The organism is Pseudomonas sp. DrBHI1, from assembly GCF_002205115.1.
In the GTDB taxonomy this organism is placed as follows: domain Bacteria; phylum Pseudomonadota; class Gammaproteobacteria; order Pseudomonadales; family Pseudomonadaceae; genus Aquipseudomonas; species Aquipseudomonas mosselii.
In genome coordinates, this window is the sequence record NZ_NIBE01000127.1 from 43,843 (window position 1) to 67,894 (window position 24,052).

A 24,052-nucleotide genomic window follows, 5' to 3' on the forward strand; every position below is an offset into this window, starting at 1 on the left:
TGGCAAAATGCCGTAACTTGCGTGTGCCGTTTTGCCTGGAGATTGATAACCCGTGTTCAATGAATCCGATGCGCCCCAGCCACCAAAGGTGCTCACCACCCCTTTGGAGATCACGGCCAACTTGCGCCAGTTGCTGGATAGCCACGACCCGCTGATCATCAGCTTCCACGAGCGCAGCCAGCGGTTCCAGAGCTATGTGGTGCACGTCGACCGGGACAACGGCGTCCTGGCACTGGATGAAATGATCCCCCGCGACGGCGAAAAGTACATTGAGAACGGCGAGTCGTTCCGCGTCGAAGGCTTCCATGACGGCGTGCGCATCGCCTGGGAGTCCAGCACACCACTGACCATCACCGAGATCGACGGCCATCGCTGCTACCGCGGCCCACTGCCCGAGGAAGTGACCTATCACCAGCGTCGCAACGCCTTCCGCGCCGCGCTGAAGCTATCGCAACTGGTCGACATCACCCTCGACGGCGCCCACCTCAAGGGCAACGGCGCCCTGCGTGGCAAACTGCTGGACATCTCCGCCACCGGCTGCAAGCTGCGCTTCGACGGCAACGTCGAGGACCGCCTGCAACTGGGCCAGGTCTACGAGCGCTTCAAGGCCGGCAACCCGCTGGGCCTGACCGACACCCTGGTAGAACTGCGTCACCTGCACTTCGAGGAACGCATTAACACCACCTTCGCCGGGGTGCGCTTCCATAACCTCAACGGTCAGGCTCAGCGCAAGATCGAGAGTTTCGTCTATCAACTGCAGCGCGAGGCACGGCGGTTCGACAAAGACGACTATTGAGCGTCGCCAGGACATGATAAACGCCACCCCATGGGTGGCGTTTTGCATTCAGCGAGTAGCTGATTTGCTCGTCTCGCTTTCCCGCTCCATGCCGGCCTCCTCTTCGGTATCTTCCGCCGCCACCGGCGCCTGCATCACCTCCTGCACGGTCTGCTCATCGACCCGAGGGTCAAGGGCCGCCGACAAGGGCGAGCCAGCCGCCGGCATGGCCACGTGCCCAAGCGGCGCATCCTGGACCTGGTGCAGCCCGGTGACTGCCTTGGGCCGGATACGCCAGACCAGCACCAGGGCGAAGAATACGAAGAAGGCATACAGCATCTGCGCGCCCAGCAGCTTCATCAGCACCCCGGCCGCCAGCGGCCCGATGCAGGCGCCCACGCCATAAGTGACCAGCAGCATGGCGGTCAACGAGACGCGCCGCTCGCTTTCCACATGGTCGTTGGAGAACGCCACCGCCAGCGGATACAGGCAGAACTGCAGCAGCGATATGACGAAACCGATGCCGAACAACAGCGCCAACGGCACGCCTGGCAGGATCGCCAGCGGCGCCGAGGCCAGGGCCAGGCCGATCGCCACGCCACGTATCAGCACGGCGCGATCATAGCGGTCGGACAACCAGCCCAACGGCCACTGCACGAGCAGGCCGGCGAAAATGCAACTGCCCATGAACAGGCCGATCTGCTCGGTGGAAAGCCCCTGGCTGGACGCATACAGCGGCGCCAAGCCATAGAACGAACCGACGATCAGACCCGAGCCAAGTACCGTGGACAGCGACTGCGGCACACGCTTGATGAAAAACTTCGGCTCCATCGGCGCCGGCCGCAATGGCGCGGGGTGGATGCGTCGGGTCATGGCCACGGGCACCAGGCACAGGGCAAAGCACATCGCCACGAGCATCAGCAACTCAGGCCCAAGCTGCGGATGCACCACCAGGATCAACTGGCCAAGCACCAGCCCCAAATAGGAAGCGATCATGTAGCCGCTGAACACCGCGCCGCGATGCTTGGCATCGGCCTGCTCGTTGAGCCAGCTCTCGATGACCATGTACTGGCACATCATCCCCAGGCCGACGATCATGCGCAGCCCGACCCAGGCCGGCAGCCAGCTGGTCAGCCCGTGCCCGAGCACCGCCGCGCCGACAATGCCGGCACAGGTGGCGTAGGCGCGGATATGCCCGACCCGGCCAATCAGCCGGTGCCCGACCTTGCCGCCTACCGCCAGGCCGAAGTAGTTGGCCGCCATCAGCGCACCGATCCACAGGCTGTCGACATGGTCGGCGGCCAGACGCAGGGCCAGGTAGGTACTGAGCAGACCCGAACCGATCAGCATCATCAGGGCGGCGAAGTACAACGACTGAAACGGCTTCCAGATATTTCGCATACGTCCCGTCAAGCTCCTTGATCTGGTGGCGCGAGGTTGCCGCCAAGCATAAAAGCAAATTCACTGCAGCGCAGGCCCCCGGCGGCTAAATCGGCCGCCGGGGGCGCATCCAGTAGCGGTCGTGTCGCGCTCAGGCTTGCGCGGCCAGCACGCGGCGCTCCCAGGGCGTGATCTCATCGAAGAAATCGCTCAGCTCCAGGGTCTTGGTGGCGATGTAGCCTTCGATGAACTCCCTGCCGAACAGTTCCCGCGCCAGGTTGCTGCGCTTGAGGCGTTCCAGCGCGGCGTGCAGCGTACAGGGCAGGCTCAGGTGCTCGGGCACCTCGAACTCGCCCTGGATCGCCGGCGTTGGCGCGATCTGGCGCTCGATGCCATGCAGGCCGGCGGCAAGGCTCGCGGCGATGGCCAGGTAGGGGTTGGCGTCGGCGCCCGGCAGGCGGTTCTCCACCCGCCGGGCCGCAGGTGAGCTGGCCGGGATGCGCAGGCCCGCGGCGCGATTGTCCTCGGACCAGCAGGCGTTGTTTGGCGACGCATAGGGGTGGCACAGCCGCTGGTAGGAATTGACGTTAGGCGCGAACAGCACGGTGAAGTCAGCCAGGCAAGCCTGCAGGCCACCGATGAAATGGTGGAAGGTGTCGGTCGCCCTGCCCTGCTCGTCGCTAAATACATTGCGCCCGCTGGCGCTGTCGACCAGGCTCTGGTGGATATGCATCGAGCTGCCGGGCGTGTGCGCCAGTGGTTTGGCCATGCACACCACGGTCAGGCCGTGCTTGAGCGCGACCTCCTTGAGCAGGTGCTTGAACAGGAAGGTCTGGTCGGCCAGCAGCAACGGGTCACCGTGCAGCAGGTTGATCTCGAACTGGCTTACGCCCATCTCGTGCATGAAGGTGTCACGCGGCAGGCCCAACGCCGCCATGCAGCGGTACACCTCGTTGAAGAACGGACGCAGACCGTTGTTGGAGCTGACGCTGAAGGCCGAGTGCCCCATTTCCCGACGCCCGTCCTTGCCCAGCGGCGGCTGGAACGGCAGGGTCGGGTCGCTGTTGGCGGCAAACACGAAAAACTCAAGCTCTGTCGCCACCACCGGCGCCAGCCCGCGCTCGGCATAGCGGGCAATCACCGCCTTGAGCTGGCCACGACTGGACAGCCCCGAGGGCGTGCCATCGAGTTCCACCGCGTCGCAGATCGCCAGGGCCCGAGGCTCGTCGCTCCAGGGCAGACGGTGGATCTGCGAAGGCGCCGCCACCAGCGCCAGATCGCCGTCGTCGCTGCCATAGTATTTGGCCGCCGGGTAACCGCCCATGATGCACTGCAGCAGGACCCCACGGGCCATCTGCAGGCGGCGGCCTTCGAGGAAACCCTCTGCGGTCATCACCTTGCCGCGAGGCACGCCGTTAAGGTCGGGGGTGACGCATTCGATTTCATCGATGCCCTTGAAATGCGCTGCCTGGGCGCGCGGGCCTTCGGTCGTCATGACGCTGTCCTTCTTGTTGTGTTCGCATGCCGGGAATGGCGACGCACACAACATAGGCCGGGGGTGTTTAAAATATCAAGCACCCCAGGTACCTTGCCCGGATCATTGCTCGCGCAGGGTCATGCCATTGGCCGGCAACGGCAGCGCGGTCTTGTAGCGCACCTGCTTCAGCGCAAAGCTGGAGCGAATGTTCGCCACCCCGGGCAAGCGCGTGAGGTAATCGAGGAAGCGCTCCAGCGCCTGGATGCTCGGCAGCAGCACCCGCAGCAGGTAATCCGGATCCCCGGTCATCAGGTAGCACTCCATGACCTCAGGCCGTTCGGCAATCTCCTCCTCGAAACGGTGCAGCGACTGCTCCACCTGCTTCTCCAGGCTGACGTGGATGAACACATTCACATCCAGCCCCAGCGCCTCGGGCGATAGCAACGTGACCTGCTGGCGGATCACCCCCAACTCCTCCATGGCCTTGACCCGGTTGAAGCACGGTGTGGGCGACAGGTTGACCGAGCGCGCAAGCTCGGCGTTGGTGATGCGGGCATTTTCCTGCAGGCTGTTGAGGATGCCGATATCCGTTCGATCCAGTTTACGCATGAGAGAAATTGACCTGGTTTTTGTGTTTGTACGGAATGTTTATCTGCGCCGCCGGACAAAGGCAATGAACTTGAGAGAAAAATTCTTTTGCCGTCCCCCTATGATGTAAAAAGACGCTGACCTGCCAGTCACAAGCAGGCAGTCAGCAGCGGCCGCTTCAAAGCTCACAAAAACAACATTCGAGCGAGCGTAAAAAGCATGAACGAGTACGCCCCCCTGCGTCTGCATGTGCCCGAGCCTACAGGCCGGCCAGGCTGCCAGACCGATTTCTCCTACCTGCGCCTGAATGACGCCGGTCAAGTCCGTAAACCCCCTATCGATGTGGAGCCTGCCGACACGGCAGACCTCTCCTACAGCCTCGTGCGCGTGCTCAACGAGCATGGCGACGCCGTCGGCCCCTGGGCCGAGGGTATCGACCCGAAGGTGCTGCGCCAGGGCATGCGCGCCATGCTCAAGACCCGCATCTTCGACAGCCGCATGGTGGTCGCCCAGCGCCAGAAGAAGATGTCGTTCTACATGCAGAGCCTGGGCGAGGAAGCCATCGGCAGCGGCCAGGCCCTGGCCCTCAACCGCACCGACATGTGCTTCCCCACCTACCGCCAGCAGAGCATCCTGATGGCCCGCGAGGTGTCGCTGGTGGACATGATCTGCCAGCTGCTGTCCAACACCCGCGACCCGCTCAAGGGTCGCCAGCTGCCGATCATGTACTCGGTGCGCGAAGCCGGCTTCTTCACCATCAGCGGCAACCTGGCCACCCAGTTCGTCCAGGCAGTCGGCTGGGCCATGGCCTCGGCGATCAAGGGCGATACCAAGATCGCCTCGGCATGGATCGGCGACGGCGCCACCGCCGAATCGGACTTCCACACCGCCCTGACCTTCGCCCACGTCTACCGCGCCCCGGTGATCCTCAACGTGGTCAACAACCAATGGGCGATCTCGACCTTCCAGGCCATCGCCGGCGGCGAGTCGACCACCTTCGCCGGTCGTGGCGTAGGTTGCGGCATCGCCTCGCTGCGGGTCGACGGCAACGACTTCATCGCCGTCTACGCCGCCTCGCGCTGGGCCGCCGAACGCGCGCGCCGCGGCATGGGCCCAACGCTGATCGAATGGGTCACCTACCGCGCCGGCCCGCACTCGACCTCAGACGACCCGTCCAAGTATCGCCCGGCTGACGACTGGAGCCATTTCCCGCTGGGCGACCCGATCGCCCGCCTCAAGCAGCACCTGATCAAGCTCGGCCACTGGTCCGAGCAAGAGCACCAGGCGGTCACCGCGGAGCTTGAGGCCGAGGTGATCAAGGCGCAGAAGGATGCCGAGCAGTTCGGCACCCTGAGCAATGGCCATATCCCCAGCGCCGCCTCGATGTTCGAGGACGTGTACAAGGAAATGCCCGACCACCTGCGCCGTCAGCGCCAGGAACTGGGGGTCTGAGATGAACGATCACAACAACAGCATCCATCTGGAAAACGCCATGTCCACCACCACCATGACCATGATCCAGGCCCTGCGCTCGGCCATGGATGTCATGCTCGAGCGCGATGACAACGTGGTGGTCTACGGCCAGGACGTTGGCTACTTCGGCGGCGTGTTCCGCTGCACCGAAGGACTGCAGACCAAGTACGGCAAGTCCCGCGTGTTCGACGCGCCGATCTCCGAGAGCGGCATCGTCGGCACCGCCGTGGGCATGGGCGCCTATGGTCTGCGTCCGGTGGTCGAAATCCAGTTCGCAGACTACTTCTACCCCGCCTCCGACCAGATCGTCTCGGAGATGGCCCGCCTGCGCTATCGTTCGGCCGGCGAGTTCATCTCGCCGCTGACCCTGCGCATGCCCTGCGGCGGTGGCATCTACGGCGGCCAGACCCACAGCCAGAGCCCCGAGGCGATGTTCACCCAAGTCTGCGGCCTGCGCACCGTGATGCCATCCAATCCCTACGACGCCAAGGGCCTGCTGATCGCCTCGATCGAATGCGACGACCCGGTGATCTTCCTCGAGCCCAAGCGCCTGTACAACGGCCCGTTCGACGGCCACCACGACCGCCCGGTAACCCCGTGGTCCAAGCACCCGCACAGCGCGGTGCCGGATGGCTACTACACGGTGCCGTTGGACAAGGCGGTGATCACCCGCCCGGGCAACGACGTCACCGTGCTGACCTACGGCACCACCGTGTATGTCTCGCAGGTGGCCGCCGAGGAGAGCGGCGTCGACGCTGAGGTCATTGATCTGCGCAGCCTGTGGCCGCTGGACCTGGAAACCATCGTCGCGTCGGTGAAGAAGACCGGTCGCTGCGTGGTCGTGCACGAGGCCACCCGTACCTGCGGCTTCGGCGCCGAACTGGTGTCGCTGGTCCAGGAGCATTGCTTCCATCACCTCGAGGCGCCGATCGAGCGCGTCACCGGCTGGGACACCCCCTACCCCCACGCACAGGAATGGGCCTACTTCCCCGGCCCTTCGCGGGTAGGCGCGGCACTGAAACGGGTCATGGAGGTCTGAATGGGCACGCACGTCATCAAGATGCCGGACATTGGCGAAGGCATCGCGCAGGTCGAGTTGGTGGAATGGTTCGTCAAGGTCGGCGACATGATCGCCGAGGACCAGGTGGTGGCCGATGTCATGACCGACAAGGCCACCGTGGAAATCCCCTCGCCGGTCAGCGGCAAGGTATTGGCCCTGGGTGGCCAGCCGGGTGAAGTGATGGCGGTCGGCAGCGAGCTGATCCGCATCGAGGTCGAAGGCAGCGGCAACCATGTCGACGCGCCCCAGGCCAAGCCGGCGGAACCGGAACCGGCGCAGGTCAAGGCCGCGGCCCAACCCGAGCCACGCATCGAAGCACAACCCCAGGTTGCCGCGACCCACGCCGCCGCGCCTATCGTGCCGCGCGAGGCCCACGACAAGCCACTGGCGTCACCGGCCGTGCGCAAGCGCGCCCTGGACGCCGGGATCGAGCTGCGCTACGTGCATGGCAGCGGCCCGGCCGGGCGCATCCTGCATGAAGACCTCGACGCCTTCATCAGCAAGCCGCAAAGCAGCGCCGGCCAGGCGCCGGGCGGCTACGGCAAGCGCACCGACAGCGAGCAGGTACCGGTGATCGGCCTGCGCCGCAAGATCGCCCAGCGCATGCAGGACGCCAAGCGTCGCGTCGCCCACTTCAGCTATGTCGAAGAGGTCGACGTCACTGCCCTCGAGGCCCTGCGCCAGCAGCTCAACGCCAAGCATGGCGACAGCCGCGGCAAGCTGACCCTGCTGCCGTTCCTGGTGCGCGCCATGGTCGTCGCCCTGCGCGACTTCCCGCAGATCAATGCCACCTACGACGACGAGGCCCAGGTCATCACCCGCCACGGCGCGGTGCATGTCGGCATCGCCACCCAGGGCGACAACGGCCTGATGGTGCCGGTACTGCGCCACGCCGAGGCCGGCAACCTGTGGAGCAACGCCAGCGAGATTGCCCGTGTCGCCCACGCCGCGCGCAACAACAAGGCCAGCCGCGAGGAGCTGTCCGGCTCGACCATCACCCTGACCAGCCTCGGCGCCCTGGGCGGTATCGTCAGCACCCCGGTGGTCAACACCCCGGAAGTGGCGATCGTCGGCGTCAACCGCATGGTCGAACGGCCGGTGGTGATCGATGGCCAGATCGTTGTGCGCAAGATGATGAACCTGTCCAGCTCGTTCGACCACCGCGTGGTCGACGGCATGGATGCCGCCCTGTTCATCCAGGCCGTGCGCGGCCTGCTGGAACAGCCCGCCTGCCTGTTTGTGGAGTGATCATGCAAGCGCTCATCAATACCACCCTGCTGATCATCGGCGGCGGCCCCGGCGGCTATGTGGCCGCCATCCGCGCCGGGCAACTGGGCATCCCCACCGTGCTGGTCGAAGGCCAGGCCCTGGGCGGTACCTGCCTGAACATCGGCTGCATTCCCTCGAAGGCGCTGATTCACGTGGCCGAGCAGTTCCACCAGGCCAGCCGTTACACCGAACCTTCGCCGCTGGGCATCAGCGTGGCCTCGCCGCGACTGGACATCACGCGCAGCGTCGAGTGGAAGGACGGCATCGTTGACCGCCTCACCAGCGGCGTCGCCACCCTGCTGAAAAAGCACGGCGTGAAGGTGATCCATGGCTGGGCGAAGATCCTCGACGGCAAGAATGTCGAGGTCGATGGCCAGCGCATCCAGTGCGAGCACCTGCTGCTGGCCACCGGCTCGAACAGCGTCGAACTGCCGATGCTGCCGATCGGCGGGCCGATCATCTCGTCCACCGAAGCCCTGGCGCCCAAGGCGCTGCCCCAGCACCTGGTGGTGGTCGGCGGCGGCTACATTGGCCTGGAACTGGGTATCGCCTACCGCAAGCTTGGCGCCAAGGTCAGCGTGGTGGAAGCCCGCGAACGCATCCTGCCGACCTACGACGGCGAACTCACCGCGCCGGTGGCCGACTCGATCAAGAAACTCGGCATCGCCCTTTACCTGGGCCACAGTGTCGAAGGCTATGCCGACGGCTGCCTGCTGGCCAGCGACGGCCAGGGTGGCCAGCTGCGCCTTGAGGCTGACCAGGTGCTCGTGGCCGTGGGCCGTCGCCCTCGTACCAAAGGCTTCGGCCTGGAAAGCCTGGACCTGAAGATGAACGGCGCGGCCATCGCCATCGACGAACGCTGCCAGACCAGCATGCACAACGTCTGGGCCATCGGCGACGTGGCCGGCGAGCCGATGCTGGCGCACCGGGCCATGGCCCAGGGCGAGATGGTCGCCGAGATCATCGCCGGCAACAGCCGACGCTTCGAGCCGAGCGCGATCGCCGCGGTGTGCTTCACCGATCCGGAAGTGGTGGTGGTCGGCCAGACCCCGGAACACGCCAGCCAGCAGGGCGTAGACTGCATCGTCGCGCAGTTCCCCTTCGCCGCCAACGGCCGGGCCATGAGCCTGGAATCGAAGACCGGCTTCGTGCGCGTGGTGGCCCGTCGCGACAACCACCTGATCCTCGGCTGGCAGGCCGTGGGCGCGGCGGTGTCAGAACTGTCGACCGCCTTCGCCCAGTCGCTGGAGATGGGCGCTCGCCTGGAAGACATCGCCGGCACCATCCACGCCCACCCAACCCTGGGCGAGGCGGTGCAGGAAGCGGCGCTGCGCGCCCTGGGGCACGCCCTGCACATCTGACCTGATACTGAAGCGGCAATCGCCGATTTGGCCCGCTGCGCCCCTGGCGCCGCGGGTCTTTTTTCATTCGGCGACAACGTTCTTGCCGGCCGCCTTGGCCCGGTACAGCGCCTTGTCGGCACGGGCCAGCAGATCATGCCAGTCCTCCCCTTCCCGCCACTGCACCACGCCATAGCTCATGGTCAGCTGGCACTGACCAATTGGCGCCACCTTGGCCAGTGCCTCGCGGATTCGCTGGGCCGCTTCGCGCGCCTGCGCCAGTGAAGTCCGCGGCAAGACCACGACGAACTCATCACCGCCCCAGCGCGCCAGCAGGTCCTGCTCTTCCAGACACTGGCGGATCCGCTCGGTGACCTCGACCAGCGCCGCATCGCCACGGGCATGGCCGTGAAGATCGTTGATCGGCTTGAAGTCGTCCAGATCCATGGCGATCAACGCCAGCGGTTCGCGGAAGCGCCGGGCACGCTCGCACGTCTGCTCCAAGGTCTTTTCCAGGCGATAGCGATTGGCGGTGCGGGTCAAGGCGTCACGCTCGGCCAACTCACGATTTTCGTCGAGCTGGCGCTGCAACTGCTGGTTGACCCAGGACAGTTCGCGGGTGCGCTCGGCCACCTGGCTTTCCAGGGACAGGTTACGCTGCTCAAGCTCCGCCACCAACCGCTTGCCCGGGTCGATATTGCGGTGAGCACCCAGCATGCGCGCCACCGAACCATCGGCGTTGCGGGCGATGATATGGCCACTGTCCTCGATCCACAGGTAGCTGCCGTCCTGGCAGCGGCAACGGTACTCGATGCGATAGCGCTCATTGCGCTGGTTGATATATGCCTCGAAATGCGCCATCACCCGTGGGTAATCCTCGGGGTGGATCACGCTTTCCCAGGTCAACACGGAATTGTCCAGCGAATGGCTGGCGTAGCCGAGCATCGCGTACCAGCCAGGATTGCGGTAAACGTAGCCGTTGTTGGCATCCCAATCCCAGATGCCGTCGCTGATCAAATCGAACAAGGTGTGCAATTGCTGCTCGGTGAAGCCAGCCGGTAGTGGCTTTGCTGCCTGACTCATGGACGCGCTCCCTGTTGTCCAGCAACTGCGCCCCGTACCCGGTGCTGCCGACACATGATTGTGTTTGCCGCAAGCGGCAATCCTGTTCCTCTGCCGGGCAAGCATATTCCGAGGAACAGGCTGTCGGAATAGTCCTAACAGCCTATTTCGCCCCGGTCTCACTGCTGGCACAGCTTTTGCCACTTTCGTCGCGTTCTCACGATCCATTCATGGAGGAAACATGCTTATTACAGCGAACGGCCTGGGTTGGCAGGCCGTGCAACAGCAGCGCAGCGGTAACGAACAGTCCGCGGCTCAACCGTTCCCGTTCCAACTGGTCTCAGCCAGCGGCAAAGCTTCGGCGCAGCAGAACAGCCAGGGCAGCACCTCGCAACAGCATGCCGAAGACAACCGCAAGGAAGCTTTCTCCAAGCTCATGGTCATGCTGCACAACCCCGACGCGGCGAAGCAGGAGCAGACCAGCGTGGGCAAACAGGAAGCATCCGGCGCCCTGCAGGAGTTTCGCGACTACATGAGCAAGTCACCGGCGCAGAAGATCAAGGAAAAGCTGCTCGCGGAGCTTGGCCTGACCAAGGAAGAATACGACGCGCTGCCGCCCGAAAGGAAAATGATGATCGACCAACAGATCGCCCAACGCATGCAGGAAGAGGCCGAGATGAAGGTCCAGGCCAAACTTGAGCAGCAGGCACAGGCCGCCAGCCAGCCGCATGGCAGCCTGAGTTCGACAGATGCCCGCGACATCGAAAAACGTTACAGCCCCCAGCTCTGACTCAGTAGAAGCGCTTCGGATCCCCTGACTCGAGCAGGCTGGCCAGCTGGGTCAGGGCGAAGCGCAGCTCCTCCCGGCTGGTCGGCGACATCAGCACGACCCGCACGCCACGCGGATCGCCCGTGCGCTCCACCTGGAACTGACTGGCGCTCACCACCACCACGCCATTGGCCCGCGCCAGCAGGGCAAACTCGTCACTGCGCCATGGCTCGGGCAGGTTGAGCCAGAGGTGATAGCTGTGCGGTTGGCTTTGCAGCGATGCCTCGGTGAAGACTTCGCGGGCGATGGCCTGGCGCGCCGCCGCCTCGGCCCGATGCATTCGAATCAGTTGGCTGTCCAACCCTTCGCCGATCACATGGCTGGCCAGTTGCGCGGTCAACGGCGAAGGCATCCACACCGTGCTGCGCACCATGGCGGTCAGGCGCGACAGCAATTTCGGCGGGCTGTACAGGTAGCCGATGCGCAGCGCCGGCATGACTGACTTGGACAGGCTGGTGAGGTAGATCGAACGCTCCGGGGCAAAAGTCGCCAGCGGCCGGGTCTGTGGGTCGGTGGCGAGGAAGCCGTAGATGTCATCGTCCAGCAGCAGGAAGTCGAACTCCTCCGCCAGCGCCGCGATCTGGGCACGGCGCTGGTTGGACATGATTGCCGTGGTTGGGTTCTGGCAGGTCGCCACGCACACCAGCATCGTGGGCCGCTCGCGCTGGCAGATCTCGCGCAAGGCCTCGGGAATGATGCCCTGCTCGTCCATCGGCACGCCCCGCAGGCGGCGGCCCAGGCCGTGGGCCACGGAAATGATGCCCGGATAGCACAGCGACTCGCATAGCACCAGGTCGCCCGCCCCGGTCAGGGCGCTGATCGCCACCATCAGCCCGTGCTGTGCACCACTGGTGATGACCACCTGCTGCCACTGCGCGCCTGGCAGCCACTGGCGCAACCATTGCGCGCCCGCCTCGCGATGCGCCGGGTGGCCCCCGTCGGGGGCGTAGTCCAGCACCTGCTCCAGTCGCGTGGTATTGGCCAGTTCGGTCAACGCGTTGCGCAACCAGTACTGCAGGGTTTCGCCGTAGGGCTTGATGATCGACAGGTCAAGTGCTTCGCCGCGGGCAGCGGGCGCCGCGCGGGTAACGACAGGGGCCTCGCCGGTGTCGGCGATCCGGTCGAGGACGTAGGTGCCACGCCCCACCTCGCCCTGGGTCAGGCCACGCCGTGACGCCTCGGTGTAGGCGCGGCTGATGGTGCCCGGGGTGACATCCAGCGCCTGTGCCAGTTCGCGCAGCGTCGGCAAGCGCTCGCCACGGCGCAGCGCGCCGCTGGCGATGTCATGCGCCAAGGCATCGGCGATGGACAAGTAGACAGGCTGATTGCTTTCGCTGATCCGTGGAACCCACATGAGACGGCTACCGGGCTGAAAATGATTGAAATTTGAACACACAGGTCGACTTGAGTCGATCCTTCGAGCGATTCAAGTTGTTAGCAGCACCCGCGTGAGAGTCGCCCACTTGAATTCAGGTCTCGTTACCGTATAGATTCAATTTGAATCGAATCAATAGAATCAATTAACTCAAATGGACTCGCCATGGATAACCTCAGAAAGGATTTTTCCGTCTCCGCCCTGGTCGCCGGCCTGATCGCCGTGATCATTTCCTACGCCGGCCCCTTGATTATCGTGTTCCAGGCCGCTGACCAGGCGGGCCTGGGCAACGAAGCGACTGCTTCGTGGATCTGGGCCATCTCCATCGGCAGCGGCCTGACCGGCCTGCTGCTGAGCTGGAAACTGCGGGTGCCGGTGATCACCGCCTGGTCCACGCCAGGCGCGGCATTATTGGTGTCGATGCTGCCGAGCGTGTCACTGGCCCAGGCGGTGGGCGCCTACATCGTCGCCTCGCTGCTGATTGGCGTGATCGCCCTGAGCGGAGCCTTCGACAAGCTGATGAATCGCCTGCCCAAGGCCATTGCCGCAGCGATGCTGGCCGGCATCCTGTTCCGCTTCGGCGCCGAGCTGTTCAGCTCGATCCGCCTGCAGCCCGTGCTGGTGCTGTCGATGCTGGCGAGCTATCTGCTGTTCAAGCGCCTGTCGCCGCGCTACGCGATTCTTTCGGTGCTGATCGTCGGTTGCGGCCTCGCCGCCGGCCTGGGCCAATTGGACACCCAGGCCCTGGTGCTGGAAATGACCATGCCGACCTGGACCAGCCCACAGTGGAGTTGGCAGGCCATCGTCAATATCGGCCTGCCTCTGGCCCTGGTGTCGCTCACCGGCCAGTCGGTGCCCGGCATTGCCGTGCTGCGCACCTCCGGCTACCAGGTACCGGCACGCCCGATCGTCTCGGTCACCGCCCTGGGTTCGCTGCTGCTGGCGCCATTCGGCTGCCACGGCGTCAACCTGGCGGCGATCACCGCTGCCATCTGCACCGGCCGCGAGGCCCACGAGAATCCGGACAAACGCTACATCGCCGGCATGGCCTGCGGCGCCTTCTACCTGCTGATGGGCAGCTTCGGCGCGACCTTGGCCTCGGTGTTCGCCGCCTTGCCGAGGGAACTGATCGCCGCCCTCGCCGGCCTCGCGCTGTTCGGCGCCATCGCCAACGGCCTGGCCGGCGCCATGAATGACGAGAAACAGCGGGAGCCGGCGCTGATCACCTTCCTGGTCACCGCATCCGGCATGAGCCTGCTCGGCCTTGGCGCCGCGTTCTGGGGGCTGATCTTCGGGCTGGCGGCACACTTCGCCCTGAGCTACAACCGTACGACGCGACAGCCGCAGACAAGCGTTCAGGTTCGTTGAACGAAGACAAGGGGAATGGGGGAGAAATGGCGTCCCAGGGCAGGTTCGAACTGCCAACCTTCCCCTTAGGAGGGGGATGCTCTATCCAATTGAGCTACTGAGACACTGGAGCCGACAACAGACGCTGTGCGGCGGGGACGGCGAGCATGTTAACCAGCGTGTGGGCATTTGTCATGTATCAATCGGGCATTTTGCACGTCGGCTTTTTCCCCGCCGCGTCGGCGATCACGCCTTCGCTGCGCAACAGCGCAAGCAGCGCCTCGACCGCGCTGACCAGAGAAGCAGAGTTGTCCACGACATGCACGCTGGGATCATAGGCCTGCAACCTGAAGTTGCGGGCCAGGCGCTGCTCGATCTCTTCGTTGCTCTCCCGCCCCCTGGCCAGCAATCGCTGCCGTAGCGCCTGCTGGGAAACCGTCAGCCCCACGGCCACCAGGTCGGGATAACGCTGCCGGGCGTTGGTCAGGTAGGCACGAGAGCCATTGACCAGCACCGACCGCCCTGCGGCGAGCCACGCGTCCAGCTGTACGGGAATGCCATAGCTCAGGCCGTTCGCCTGCCAATCCAGGGCAAACGCCCCCGCCTCGCGCATCGTCTCGAAGCGCTCGACACTCACCCCCAGCGCGTCTTCACCCTTGGCCTCGGCCGAGCGCGTGATGACCCGGCGGGCGATTTCGATGCCGTGGGCAATCAATCGCTGACGCGCCGCTTCGATCAGGGAATCTTTTCCCGAACCAGACGGTCCCATGAGGAATATCAAGCGCCCTCTTGAGGCCGCACCACCGCTTGCGTCATATTGCATAGCCACTATGCTCAATGTGTGGGAAACCAGCGAATTCCAGGATTTTCCCTAGGCCTTTGCCGTCTTTTACCAGATTTTGACGGCATTTGTCTGACGCCGGTGCAATTCGATGAATGTGAAACTTTTCAAACCAGTGCTCATTTCTGATAATTGGTACTGGCAAAAAGCCTTTATCGAGATCACTATTTGTCACAGAATTGACGCCAAGGAAACGGCGACCATGAGGCAAGATGAAGAACCAAAATCACATCACGGTTGAACATTTTGTCGTCGCCGCGGTCGTACTTCCACCGTGCGGCCAATTTGCGAACCGCTCCCCCTGAACCAGAACAACCGGTCAATTTATATGCGCCCAATGAAACAGGCTATCTATTCGAGCCGCACCGCCGACAAGTTTGTCGTCCGCCTGCCAGACGGGATGCGTGAGCGCATTGCCGAGGTAGCGCGCAACCATCACCGCAGCATGAACTCCGAAATCATCGCACGTCTGGAGCAGAGCCTTATCCAGGAAGGTGCCTTGGGTGACGAACTGAGCATGCGCCTGGACAGCCCAGAGCTCAGCCTCCATGAACGTGAACTGCTGCAGCGCTTCCGCCAGCTGTCCCATCGCCAGCAGAATGCGCTGGTCGCCCTCATCGCTCACGATGTGGAAATGGCCGCCGACGCGTCCTGATCCAGGCAAGCGACAACCGCACACAAAAAAGCCAGCGCAAGCTGGCTTTTTTGCATCTGATGATTGCAGAGTTGCGACGGGGTCACGCACGCCCCTGAAGGAGCGACCCTATCGCGACACAAGGCCGCTCCTACAGGGGTTGGCATGGCCTGAGCACCACGCTTACAGCAGGAACAGCGTGGCCAGGCCGAGGAAGATGAAGAAACCGCCGCTGTCGGTGACCGCCGTGATCATCACGCTCGACCCCATCGCCGGATCACGCCCCAGGCGCGTCAACGTCATCGGGATCAGCACGCCCATCAAGGCAGCCAGCAACAGGTTCAGGGTCATCGCAGCGGTCATTACCAGGCCCAGCGACCAGCTGCCATAGAGCCAGAACGCCACGGCACCGATCACGCCCCCCCAGATCAGGCCATTGAGCAGCGACACCGCCAGCTCCTTGCGCATCAGACGGCTGGTATTGCCCGGCGACACTTGGTCGAGGGCCATGGCGCGCACGATCATGGTGATGGTCTGGTTACCCGAGTTGCCGCCAATACCCGCCACGATCGGCATCAGCGCCGCCAGCGCCACCAGCTTCTCGATGGAGCCTTCGAACAGGCCGATCACCCGCGAGGCGACAAATGCGGTGATCAGGTTGATGGCCAACCACGCCCAACGGTTGCGCAACGAGCGCCAGACCGAAGCGAAGATGTCTTCTTCCTCGCGCAGACCGGCCATGTTGAGCACTTCGCTCTCGCTCTCTTCACGAATCAGGTCGACCATTTCATCGATGGTCAGACGACCAATCAGACGCTCGTTCTTGTCCACCACAGGGGCGGACACCAGGTCGTAGCGTTCGAAGGCCAGGGCGGCGTCGTAGGCATCTTCCTCGGGATGGAAGCTCACCGGGTCATTGGCCATGACCTCCGCGACTTTCTTGTCCGGGTCGTTGACCAGCAACCGCTTGATCGGCAGCACACCCTTGAGAATGCCATCGTAATCGACGACGAAGAGCTTGTCGGTGTGCCCCGGCAGCTCCTTGAGCCGGCGCAGGTAGCGCAACACCACCTCGAGGCTGACGTCTTCGCGAATGGTGACCATCTCGAAGTCCATCAGCGCGCCGACCTGCTCTTCGTCGTAGCTCAGGGCCGAGCGCACACGCTCGCGCTGCTGGGCATCAAGGCTTTCCATGAGCTCGTGAACGACGTCGCGGGGCAGTTCCGGCGCCAGGTCGGCGAGTTCGTCGGCGTCCATTTCCTTGGCGGCAGCCAGCAGCTCGTGATCGTCCATGTCGGCGATCAGGGTCTGGCGTACGGCGTCGGAGACTTCGAGCAGAATGTCGCCGTCGCGATCCGAGCGCACCAGTTGCCAGACCGTCAGGCGGTCGTCCAGCGGCAAGGCTTCAAGGATGTAGGCGATGTCGGCGGGGTGCAGGTCGTCGAGCTTGCGCTGCAACTCGACAAGGTTCTGACGGTGGACGAGGTTTTCCACCAGGTCATGGTGATGACCTTCCTGACGGTGCGTCAGGTCCTCGACCACCCGCTGGCGCTGCAGCAGTTCGATCACCTGGGCCAGGCGATCCTGCAGGCTGTCTTGGGCTTTCTTTACTTCGATTTCGGTCATAGGCGAACTCCACTCCCAGCAGCGGAGCACGCCGGGAGAATCAATCGGTCAGATCTGGCTGTATGAAGCGTGTTAGCGAGTAACTACTGGGTAAGTCCATGGTGGGATTCCACAAGCCCCGGCGGGGCTGACGGGCGCAATCATACACTGTGTAAGCTGTCGGATCGCTTAAATTTTTGGCCAGAACAATCGTTTGCGCGCTAAAGCTGTGACAACGCTCGAAGCCATCAGTGCGACGGTCACTCTGGCGTGAAAAGCACATTCGTCGTGTGCCGACTCGATGTGCACCGCCGATCCCTGCAGGGACCTCCTACAGAACAGCGTAGATGGACATCCGTGACAATTCAGCGCGCCAGAAAAACAAGAAGCCCGCTCTAATGAGCGGGCTTCTTGATGTATGGCGGACTCAGGAGGATTCGAACCTCCGACCGCTCGGTTCGTAGCCGAGTACTCTATCCAGCTGAGCTATGAGTCCATGGTGGTAGTTTTAGGCCAGATTACCACTGGCTTGTTGAAGCGTCTTTGCAAGCAAAGCCACTTCAAAAGTGGCGGACTCAGCAGGATTCGAACCTGCGACCGCTCGGTTCGTAGCCGAGTACTCTATCCAGCTGAGCTATGAGTCCGTGGTTGGTAGTTTTAGGCCAGATTACCACTGGCTTGTTGAAGCGTCTTTGCAAGCAAAGCCACTTCAAAAGTGGCGGACTCAGCAGGATTCGAACCTGCGACCGCTCGGTTCGTAGCCGAGTACTCTATCCAGCTGAGCTATGAGTCCGTGGGGTAGTTTTAGACCAGATTACCACTGGTGGATTGAAGCAGCCTTGCAGGCAAAGCCACTTCAAAAGTGGCGGACTCAGGAGGATTCGAACCTGCGACCGCTCGGTTCGTAGCCGAGTACTCTATCCAGCTGAGCTATGAGTCCGTGGGGTAGTTTTAGACCAGATTACCACTGGTGGATTGAAGCAGCCTTGCAGGCAAAGCCACTTCAAAAGTGGCGGACTCAGGAGGATTCGAACCTCCGACCGCTCGGTTCGTAGCCGAGTACTCTATCCAGCTGAGCTATGAGTCCGTGTCTTGCTGTGCCATTCGGATCGCTTTAAGCGCTCCAGGCAAATAATGGCGGTGAAGGGGGGATTCGAACCCCCGATACCCTTATGAGGTATACTCCCTTAGCAGGGGAGCGCCTTCGGCCACTCGGCCACCTCACCGCAACACGAGGCGAATATTAAACACACCCTTCCTCGTTTGCAACCCTTTTTTTGAAAAAAACTTCAAAAAAATTAAAGGCTTGGCTCCTCGTCCTTCTCTTTCTTGATCCGCAGGTAGATTTCCTCGCGGTGAACAGCCACTTCCTTGGGCGCGCTAACGCCAATACGCACCTGGTTGCCTTTGACACCCAGGACCGTCACGGTGATCTCACCGTCACCAATGATCAGGCTCTCGGCGCACCGACGAGTCAGAATCAGCATAGTTTTCTCCTCACATGAATCTTCAGGGACAACAGTCTTTGAAAAGCAGGGCCTGGCCGGGGACAACGGCACTGGCCCGGATCGACCGCCACGACTGCCTGGACAGGGACAGCCGCAGCGACCAGAAACGCGAAGGGCGCGGCAAGCCGCGCCCCTCCAGGCAGCGTGTCACTCACCCTGTCGGGCAGGCGCGTCAAGCTCGAACGCGGTGTGCAGCGCGCGCACGGCCAGCTCCAGGTACTTCTCTTCGATCACTACCGAGACCTTGATCTCGGAGGTGGAGATCATCTGGATGTTGATGCTCTCCTTGGCCAGGGCCTCGAACATGCGACTGGCAACGCCCGCGTGGGAGCGCATGCCGACGCCGACGATCGACACCTTGGCGATCTTGGTATCGCCGATCACTTCACGCGCGCCAATTTCGCGGGCGGTATTCTCCAGCACGCTCAACGCCTTCTCGTACTCGTTGCGGTGCACAGTGAAGGTGAAGTCGGTGGTGTTATCGTGCGAGACGTTCTGCACGATCATGTCGACTTCGATGTTGGCAGCGCTGATCGGACCGAGGATCTTGAAGGCAACGCCCGGGGTATCCGGGACGCCACGAATGGTCAGCTTGGCCTCATCACGGTTGAAGGCGATACCGGAAATGATCGGCTGTTCCATGGATTCCTCTTCATCGATGGTAATGAGGGTACCCGGACCCTCCTTGAAGCTGTGCAGCACGCGCAGCGGGACGTTGTACTTGCCGGCGAACTCCACCGAGCGGATCTGCAGCACCTTGGAGCCGAGGCTGGCCATTTCCAGCATCTCCTCGAAGGTGATCTTCTCCAGGCGCTGGGCCTGGGGCACGACACGCGGGTCGGTGGTATAGACGCCATCGACATCGGTGTAGATCTGGCACTCGTCGGCCTTCAGCGCCGCCGCCAGGGCCACGCCGGTGGTGTCGGAGCCGCCACGACCGAGGGTGGTGATGTTGCCGTGCTCGTCGACACCTTGGAAACCGGCGACCACCACGACACGGCCGGCCTTGAGGTCGGCGCGGATCTTCTGGTCGTCGATCTGCAGGATGCGCGCCTTGTTGTGCGCACTGTCGGTGAGGATGCGCACCTGGTTGCCGGTGTAGGACACCGCCGGCACGCCGCGCTTCATCAGGGCCATGGACAACAGGGCGATGGTGACCTGCTCGCCGGTCGAGACGATCACATCCAGCTCCCGGGGTTCGGGCTTGTCGGTGATCTGCTTCGCCAAGTCGATCAGGCGATTGGTTTCCCCGCTCATCGCCGACAGCACAACCACCAGGTCGGTGCCTTGCTCGCGGAATTTCTTGACCTTGTCGGCAACCTGCTCGATCCGCTCGATGGAACCGACAGAGGTACCGCCAAATTTCTGTACGATCAACGCCATTTCAAAGGTGCCTCAGCCCTCAAGGGCCCCAAAAAACAATCCAACATGGCGGAGACGCCGACCAGACCGACGCCCCCGCCATCTCAAAGTCCCTGCTCGGCGAACGGCACGGCCAGGGCCAGCGCCTGGTCCAGCGCGGCGACGTCGACGCCACCGCCCTGGGCCATGTCAGGACGACCGCCGCCCTTGCCACCGACCGCCGCAGCAGCTTGTTTCATCAGGTCGCCAGCCTTGAGTTGGCTGGAGAGGTCCTTGGTCACGCCAGCCACCAGCACGACCTTGCCCTCATGCTCGCTGCCCAGCAGGATCACTGCGTGGCCGAGCTTGTTTTTCAGTTGATCGACGAGCGCCAGCAGCGCCTTGCCATCCTGCCCATCCAGGCGGGCGGCGAGGACCTTGGCACCCTTGACCTCAACGGCCGCGTTGGAGAGATCATCCCCGGCGGCGCTGGCGGCCTTGGCCTGCAGCTGCTCAAGCTGCTTTTCCAGCTGGCGGTTGCGCTCGAGCACAGCCGACAGCTTGTCGATCAGGTTGTCGCGATTGCCCTTGACCAGTTGCGCGGCTTCCTTGACCTGCTCTTCGGCAGTGTTCAGGTAGGCCAGCGCAGCAGCGCCGGTGATCGCTTCGATACGGCGCACGCCAGAGGCCACGCCGCCTTCGCTGATGATCTTGAACAGGCTGATGTCGCCAGTGCGTTTGGCGTGGATGCCGCCGCACAGCTCGACGGAGAAGTCACCGCCCATGCTCAGCACGCGCACGGTGTCGCCGTACTTCTCACCGAACAGCGCCATGGCGCCCTTGGCCTTGGCGGTCTCGATGTCGGTCAGCTCGGTCTGCACCTCGGTGTTGCGACGCACCTCGCGGTTGACAATGTCTTCCAGGGCCTTGATCTGCTCCGGTTTGACCGCCTCGAAGTGGCTGAAGTCGAAACGCAGGCGCTGGCTGTCTACCAGCGAGCCTTTCTGCTGCACGTGTTCACCCAGCACCTGGCGCAGGGCTTCGTGCAGCAGGTGAGTGGCGGAGTGGTTCAACGAGGTGGCGTGCTGCACTTCGGCATCGACGCGAGCATCAACCACGGCGCCGACAGTCAGCGCACCACTGGCGACCACGCCGTGGTGCAGGAAGGCACCGCCGGTCTTGGTGGTGTCGCGCACGTCGAAGCGCACGGCGCCGGCCTGCAGATAGCCGCTGTCACCGACCTGACCACCGGACTCTGCGTAGAACGGGGTGCGATCAAGGACAACAACGCCCTCCTCGCCTTCTGCCAGTTGCTCAACGGCCTGGCCGTCCTTGTACAGAGCGATGACCTTGCCCTGACCTTCGGTAGCGTCGTAGCCGAGGAAGTCGGTGGCGGTGTCGACCTTGACCAGGCTGTTGTAGTCCATGCCGAAGGCGCTGGCGGAGCGGGCACGCTCACGCTGGGCCTCCATCTCGCGCTCGAAGCCGGCTTCGTCGATGGTCAGCTCGCGCTCGCGGGCGATGTCGGCGGTCAGGTCCATGGGGAAGCCGTAGGTGTCGTACAGCTTGAACACCACGTCGCCCGGCACGACCTTGCCCTGCAGTTGTGCCAGGTCCTGCTCGAGGATGCGCAGGCCCTGCTCGAGGGTCTTGGCGAACTGCTCTTCCTCGGTCTTGAGCACGCGCTCGATGTGTGCCTGCTGGCTCTTGAGCTCAGGGAACGCTTCGCCCATCTCGGCCACCAGCGCGGCGACGATCTTGTGGAAGAAGCTACCCTTGGCGCCCAGCTTGTTGCCGTGGCGGCAGGCACGACGAATGATGCGGCGCAGCACGTAGCCGCGGCCTTCGTTGGACGGCAACACGCCGTCGGCGATCAGGAAGCCGCAGGAACGGATGTGGTCGGCGACCACTTTCAGCGACGGCTGATCGTCATTGGCGCAACCGATGGCTTTGGCGGCAGCAGCCAGCAGGCTCTGGAACAGGTCGATCTCGTAATTCGAGTGCACGTGCTGCATGACCGCACTGATGCGCTCCAGGCCCATGCCGGTGTCCACCGACGGGGCGGGCAACGGGTGCAGGACACCGTCGGCGGTGCGGTTGAACTGCATGAAGACGTTGTTCCAGATCTCGATGTAGCGGTCGCCGTCTTCTTCCGGCGAGCCGGGTGGGCCGCCCCAGATGTCAGCGCCGTGGTCGTAGAAGATCTCGGTGCATGGGCCGCACGGGCCGGTGTCGCCCATGGTCCAGAAGTTGTCGGAAGCGTACGGGGCGCCCTTGTTGTCACCGATGCGCACCATGCGCTCGGCCGGCACGCCGACTTCCTTGGTCCAGATGTCGTAGGCTTCGTCGTCACTGGCGTAGACGGTGACCCACAGTTTTTCCTTCGGCAGGTTCAGCCACTTGTCCGAAGTCAGGAAGGTCCAGGCGAAGGTGATGGCATCGCGCTTGAAATAGTCGCCGAAGCTGAAGTTGCCCAGCATCTCGAAGAAGGTGTGATGACGGGCGGTGTAGCCGACGTTTTCCAGGTCGTTGTGCTTGCCGCCGGCGCGTACGCACTTCTGGCTGCTCACGGCGCGGGTATAGGCGCGCTTTTCCTGGCCGAGGAAGCAGTCCTTGAACTGGTTCATGCCGGCGTTGGTGAACAGCAGGGTCGGGTCATTGCCCGGGATCAGGGAGCTGGAGGCAACGCGAGTATGTCCCTGCTCTTCGAAGAAGCGGAGGAAGGCTTCACGGATTTCTGCGCTTTTCATAGGTTCTTCCACGGAAACGGCGGCCACGCGTCGAATCGACGAAACGACGGCAAAGGGCCGCATTATATCGGTCCTGCAGTCTCGGTGCAGTGTGTTTATGCGATAGAAACCGTCGAATGGACGGTTTGTCGGACTACAGCAATTGAAAACGGCATGACCGCGATGCTAAAGCCAGCGTTTCGCTACTGGCAAGCCAATTACGGTCCCGGGGCGGGGAAAATTAACAGCTTGGTGAATTAAAAGAATTTCATCACCGAAAGGATCCAAAACCAGCCAGGCGCGCAGCACTCCTGCAGGAGCGGCCTTGTGTCGCGAAAGGGCTGCGTAGCAGCCCCGGGGATCTCAGTAGCGAAGCTGATATTGCCGGGGTCGCGCAAGGCTTAAGCCAGCCGCTGCCCCGAATCCGGCACGATGAGGATGCCGGCGCGCAGCCCGTTTTTCACCTTGGGGTTGGGGAAGATGATCCGCGCGCCCTCCTCCTCCACCACCCAGCGCGTCTCTGCCAGGTCCTCGGCCAGCAGGTAACCCTTGCTCAGCTCGGAGAAGTTCTCGATGTCCGCCGGCAGGTGCAGGTGGAAGCTGTCGCTGTGCTTGATGATCTCGCGGGCGACGCTGAACAGCTTGAGGCCATCCAGGGACTGCTCGGTTTGCGGCTCGGTATCCTCGATGAGCTGGATCAGGCGCGCCTCGAGCCGATCGAGGTTGACCTCTTCGTTCTGCCCGAACGGGCGGGCCTTGCCGAGTTCCAGGGTGAAAGCCTCGGCGTCGAGCTGCTCGTAGGTGAATGCGCTGAAGGTGATCGACGACTTGCTCTGCAGCAGCACCGCCTCCATGCCGGCCGCAGCCAGACGGGCCAGCTCGCGTCGGGAATGCCGGCGACCTTCCTTGTAGGGATACAGGGCAAACTGCTCGATCTTCGACCCGCGAATGGCAGTATGCAGGTCGTAATGCAGGCGGGTGCGCTCGGGCTTGCTGAAGAACACCCGGGCGAACTGTTCGAGCTCGGCGGCACGCAGCGCCTCGAAGCCACTGGAGAGTTCATGACGGCCATTGAACAGGCGGTTGATGTCCTGTTCGATGAAGCGCTCGCCCTTGCGGATCGCCGCTGGGTTGCCGAACAGGAACAGCACCCGCGCGCGCGGCTTGATCTTGCCGTTTGCAACACCGTGCAGCAGCCTTTCGAGCAGCTCGATCGGCGCCGTCTCGTTGCCATGGATACCGGCCGACAACAGCAGGTCGAGACCGCAATCCTCACCTTCGGGCGGACGCACTTCCAGCGCACCCTCCCCCAGCCAGCGCAAACGCACGCCCCGGGTGGTCACTTGGGTCTTCTCGGCCGGTTCGTGATCGGTCAGGGTCAGCTCAAGCAGTTTGCCAAGGGCGAGCATAGGCGCTTCC

Annotated in this window: 20 protein-coding genes and 7 tRNA genes; 9 read left to right on the forward strand and 18 right to left on the reverse strand. The window is 63.3% G+C overall.

Annotated elements, in window-relative coordinates; all coding sequences use genetic code 11:
* The first annotated feature begins 52 nt into the window (after positions 1-52).
* Entirely contained in the window at positions 53-796 is a 744-nt protein-coding gene (locus CC207_RS23580) for a flagellar brake protein (RefSeq protein ID WP_028691047.1), read from the forward strand.
* A 48-nt stretch (positions 797-844) separates the two neighbouring features.
* Here the strand turns inward: CC207_RS23580 and CC207_RS23585 are convergent, their stop codons facing one another.
* The 3 genes from CC207_RS23585 to bkdR all read right to left on the reverse strand — a co-directional run bounded on the left by CC207_RS23585 (position 845) and on the right by bkdR (position 4,241).
* Positions 845-2,176 carry an MFS transporter gene (locus tag CC207_RS23585; protein ID WP_088852863.1) on the reverse strand — a complete coding sequence of 444 codons (1,332 nt, stop codon included), beginning with the start codon at positions 2,174-2,176 and terminating at the stop codon, positions 845-847.
* Between the two features lie 130 nt (positions 2,177-2,306).
* Positions 2,307-3,548, reverse strand: a complete 1,242-nt coding sequence (locus CC207_RS23590; RefSeq protein WP_178080991.1) for a glutamine synthetase family protein — start codon at positions 3,546-3,548, stop codon at positions 2,307-2,309.
* Positions 3,549-3,752: 204 nt separating this feature from the next.
* Positions 3,753-4,241 (reverse strand): Bkd operon transcriptional regulator BkdR, encoded by a 489-nt coding sequence (gene bkdR / locus CC207_RS23595; RefSeq protein ID WP_028691050.1) that lies wholly within the window; start codon positions 4,239-4,241, stop codon positions 3,753-3,755.
* A gap of 198 nt (positions 4,242-4,439) precedes the next feature.
* Here bkdR and CC207_RS23600 point away from each other — a divergent pair, with 198 nt between their 5' ends.
* The 4 genes from CC207_RS23600 to lpdA are packed head-to-tail and all read left to right on the forward strand — an operon-like array spanning position 4,440 to position 9,383.
* Positions 4,440-5,672: a 3-methyl-2-oxobutanoate dehydrogenase (2-methylpropanoyl-transferring) subunit alpha gene (locus tag CC207_RS23600; RefSeq protein ID WP_088852865.1), complete on the forward strand. Its 1,233-nt coding sequence runs from the start codon at positions 4,440-4,442 to the stop codon at positions 5,670-5,672.
* A 1-nt stretch (position 5,673) separates the two neighbouring features.
* Complete coding sequence (locus CC207_RS23605; RefSeq protein WP_028691052.1) at positions 5,674-6,732, forward strand: alpha-ketoacid dehydrogenase subunit beta; 1,059 nt, start codon at positions 5,674-5,676, stop codon at positions 6,730-6,732.
* Entirely contained in the window at positions 6,733-8,001 is a 1,269-nt protein-coding gene (locus tag CC207_RS23610; RefSeq protein WP_088852866.1) for a dihydrolipoamide acetyltransferase family protein, read from the forward strand.
* Between the two features lie 2 nt (positions 8,002-8,003).
* Positions 8,004-9,383, forward strand: coding sequence for a dihydrolipoyl dehydrogenase (gene lpdA, locus CC207_RS23615; RefSeq protein ID WP_088852867.1), 1,380 nt, complete (start codon positions 8,004-8,006; stop codon positions 9,381-9,383).
* A 63-nt stretch (positions 9,384-9,446) separates the two neighbouring features.
* Here the strand turns inward: lpdA and CC207_RS23620 are convergent, their stop codons facing one another.
* Complete coding sequence (locus CC207_RS23620) at positions 9,447-10,445, reverse strand: diguanylate cyclase domain-containing protein (protein ID WP_062360664.1); 999 nt, start codon at positions 10,443-10,445, stop codon at positions 9,447-9,449.
* A 220-nt stretch (positions 10,446-10,665) separates the two neighbouring features.
* Between CC207_RS23620 and CC207_RS23625 the strand changes: the two genes are divergently transcribed.
* The gene (locus tag CC207_RS23625) at positions 10,666-11,214 is read left to right on the forward strand and encodes a hypothetical protein (protein WP_069016757.1); all 549 of its coding nucleotides are present in this window, start codon (positions 10,666-10,668) and stop codon (positions 11,212-11,214) included.
* A 1-nt stretch (position 11,215) separates the two neighbouring features.
* Here CC207_RS23625 and CC207_RS23630 read toward each other — a convergent pair whose 3' ends face one another.
* Positions 11,216-12,607: a PLP-dependent aminotransferase family protein gene (locus tag CC207_RS23630; RefSeq protein ID WP_088852868.1), complete on the reverse strand. Its 1,392-nt coding sequence runs from the start codon at positions 12,605-12,607 to the stop codon at positions 11,216-11,218.
* 186 nt (positions 12,608-12,793) lie between these two features.
* On the opposite strand from CC207_RS23630, the gene CC207_RS23635 reads away from it, so the two are divergent.
* Positions 12,794-13,996 (forward strand): benzoate/H(+) symporter BenE family transporter, encoded by a 1,203-nt coding sequence (locus CC207_RS23635; protein ID WP_062360663.1) that lies wholly within the window; start codon positions 12,794-12,796, stop codon positions 13,994-13,996.
* Between the two features lie 27 nt (positions 13,997-14,023).
* Here CC207_RS23635 and CC207_RS23640 read toward each other — a convergent pair.
* A tRNA-Arg gene (locus tag CC207_RS23640) sits at positions 14,024-14,100 on the reverse strand.
* Between the two features lie 74 nt (positions 14,101-14,174).
* A complete protein-coding gene (gene phnN, locus CC207_RS23645) occupies positions 14,175-14,798 on the reverse strand; it encodes a phosphonate metabolism protein/1,5-bisphosphokinase (PRPP-forming) PhnN (protein ID WP_088852869.1) in 624 nt (207 codons plus the stop codon).
* Between the two features lie 109 nt (positions 14,799-14,907).
* Between phnN and CC207_RS27060 the strand changes: the two genes are divergently transcribed.
* Together CC207_RS27060 and CC207_RS23655 are read left to right on the forward strand one after the other, a co-directional pair.
* The gene (locus CC207_RS27060; RefSeq protein WP_155952690.1) at positions 14,908-15,057 is read left to right on the forward strand and encodes a hypothetical protein; all 150 of its coding nucleotides are present in this window, start codon (positions 14,908-14,910) and stop codon (positions 15,055-15,057) included.
* Between the two features lie 87 nt (positions 15,058-15,144).
* Entirely contained in the window at positions 15,145-15,471 is a 327-nt protein-coding gene (locus tag CC207_RS23655) for an Arc family DNA-binding protein (RefSeq protein WP_003254499.1), read from the forward strand.
* Between the two features lie 162 nt (positions 15,472-15,633).
* Here CC207_RS23655 and mgtE read toward each other — a convergent pair whose 3' ends face one another.
* The 11 genes from mgtE to astE form a co-directional block, all read right to left on the reverse strand.
* Complete coding sequence (mgtE, locus tag CC207_RS23660; RefSeq protein ID WP_028691059.1) at positions 15,634-17,076, reverse strand: magnesium transporter; 1,443 nt, start codon at positions 17,074-17,076, stop codon at positions 15,634-15,636.
* A gap of 398 nt (positions 17,077-17,474) precedes the next feature.
* Positions 17,475-17,551: transfer RNA gene (locus tag CC207_RS23665), tRNA-Arg, on the reverse strand.
* A gap of 71 nt (positions 17,552-17,622) precedes the next feature.
* Positions 17,623-17,699: transfer RNA gene (locus tag CC207_RS23670), tRNA-Arg, on the reverse strand.
* A gap of 72 nt (positions 17,700-17,771) precedes the next feature.
* A tRNA-Arg gene (locus CC207_RS23675) sits at positions 17,772-17,848 on the reverse strand.
* A 70-nt stretch (positions 17,849-17,918) separates the two neighbouring features.
* Positions 17,919-17,995, reverse strand: a tRNA-Arg gene (locus tag CC207_RS23680).
* 70 nt (positions 17,996-18,065) lie between these two features.
* A tRNA-Arg gene (locus tag CC207_RS23685) sits at positions 18,066-18,142 on the reverse strand.
* A 48-nt stretch (positions 18,143-18,190) separates the two neighbouring features.
* A tRNA-Ser gene (locus tag CC207_RS23690) sits at positions 18,191-18,281 on the reverse strand.
* Between the two features lie 72 nt (positions 18,282-18,353).
* Positions 18,354-18,542, reverse strand: a complete 189-nt coding sequence (gene csrA / locus CC207_RS23695) for a carbon storage regulator CsrA (protein WP_003254503.1) — start codon at positions 18,540-18,542, stop codon at positions 18,354-18,356.
* Positions 18,543-18,710: 168 nt separating this feature from the next.
* Complete coding sequence (locus CC207_RS23700) at positions 18,711-19,946, reverse strand: aspartate kinase (RefSeq protein ID WP_028691060.1); 1,236 nt, start codon at positions 19,944-19,946, stop codon at positions 18,711-18,713.
* An 83-nt stretch (positions 19,947-20,029) separates the two neighbouring features.
* On the reverse strand, positions 20,030-22,654 hold the full coding sequence (gene alaS / locus CC207_RS23705) for an alanine--tRNA ligase (protein WP_028691061.1): 2,625 nt from the start codon (positions 22,652-22,654) through the stop codon (positions 20,030-20,032).
* Positions 22,655-23,034: 380 nt separating this feature from the next.
* Positions 23,035-24,042 carry a succinylglutamate desuccinylase gene (astE, locus tag CC207_RS23710; RefSeq protein ID WP_028691062.1) on the reverse strand — a complete coding sequence of 336 codons (1,008 nt, stop codon included), beginning with the start codon at positions 24,040-24,042 and terminating at the stop codon, positions 23,035-23,037.
* Positions 24,043-24,052: the final 10 nt, after the last annotated feature.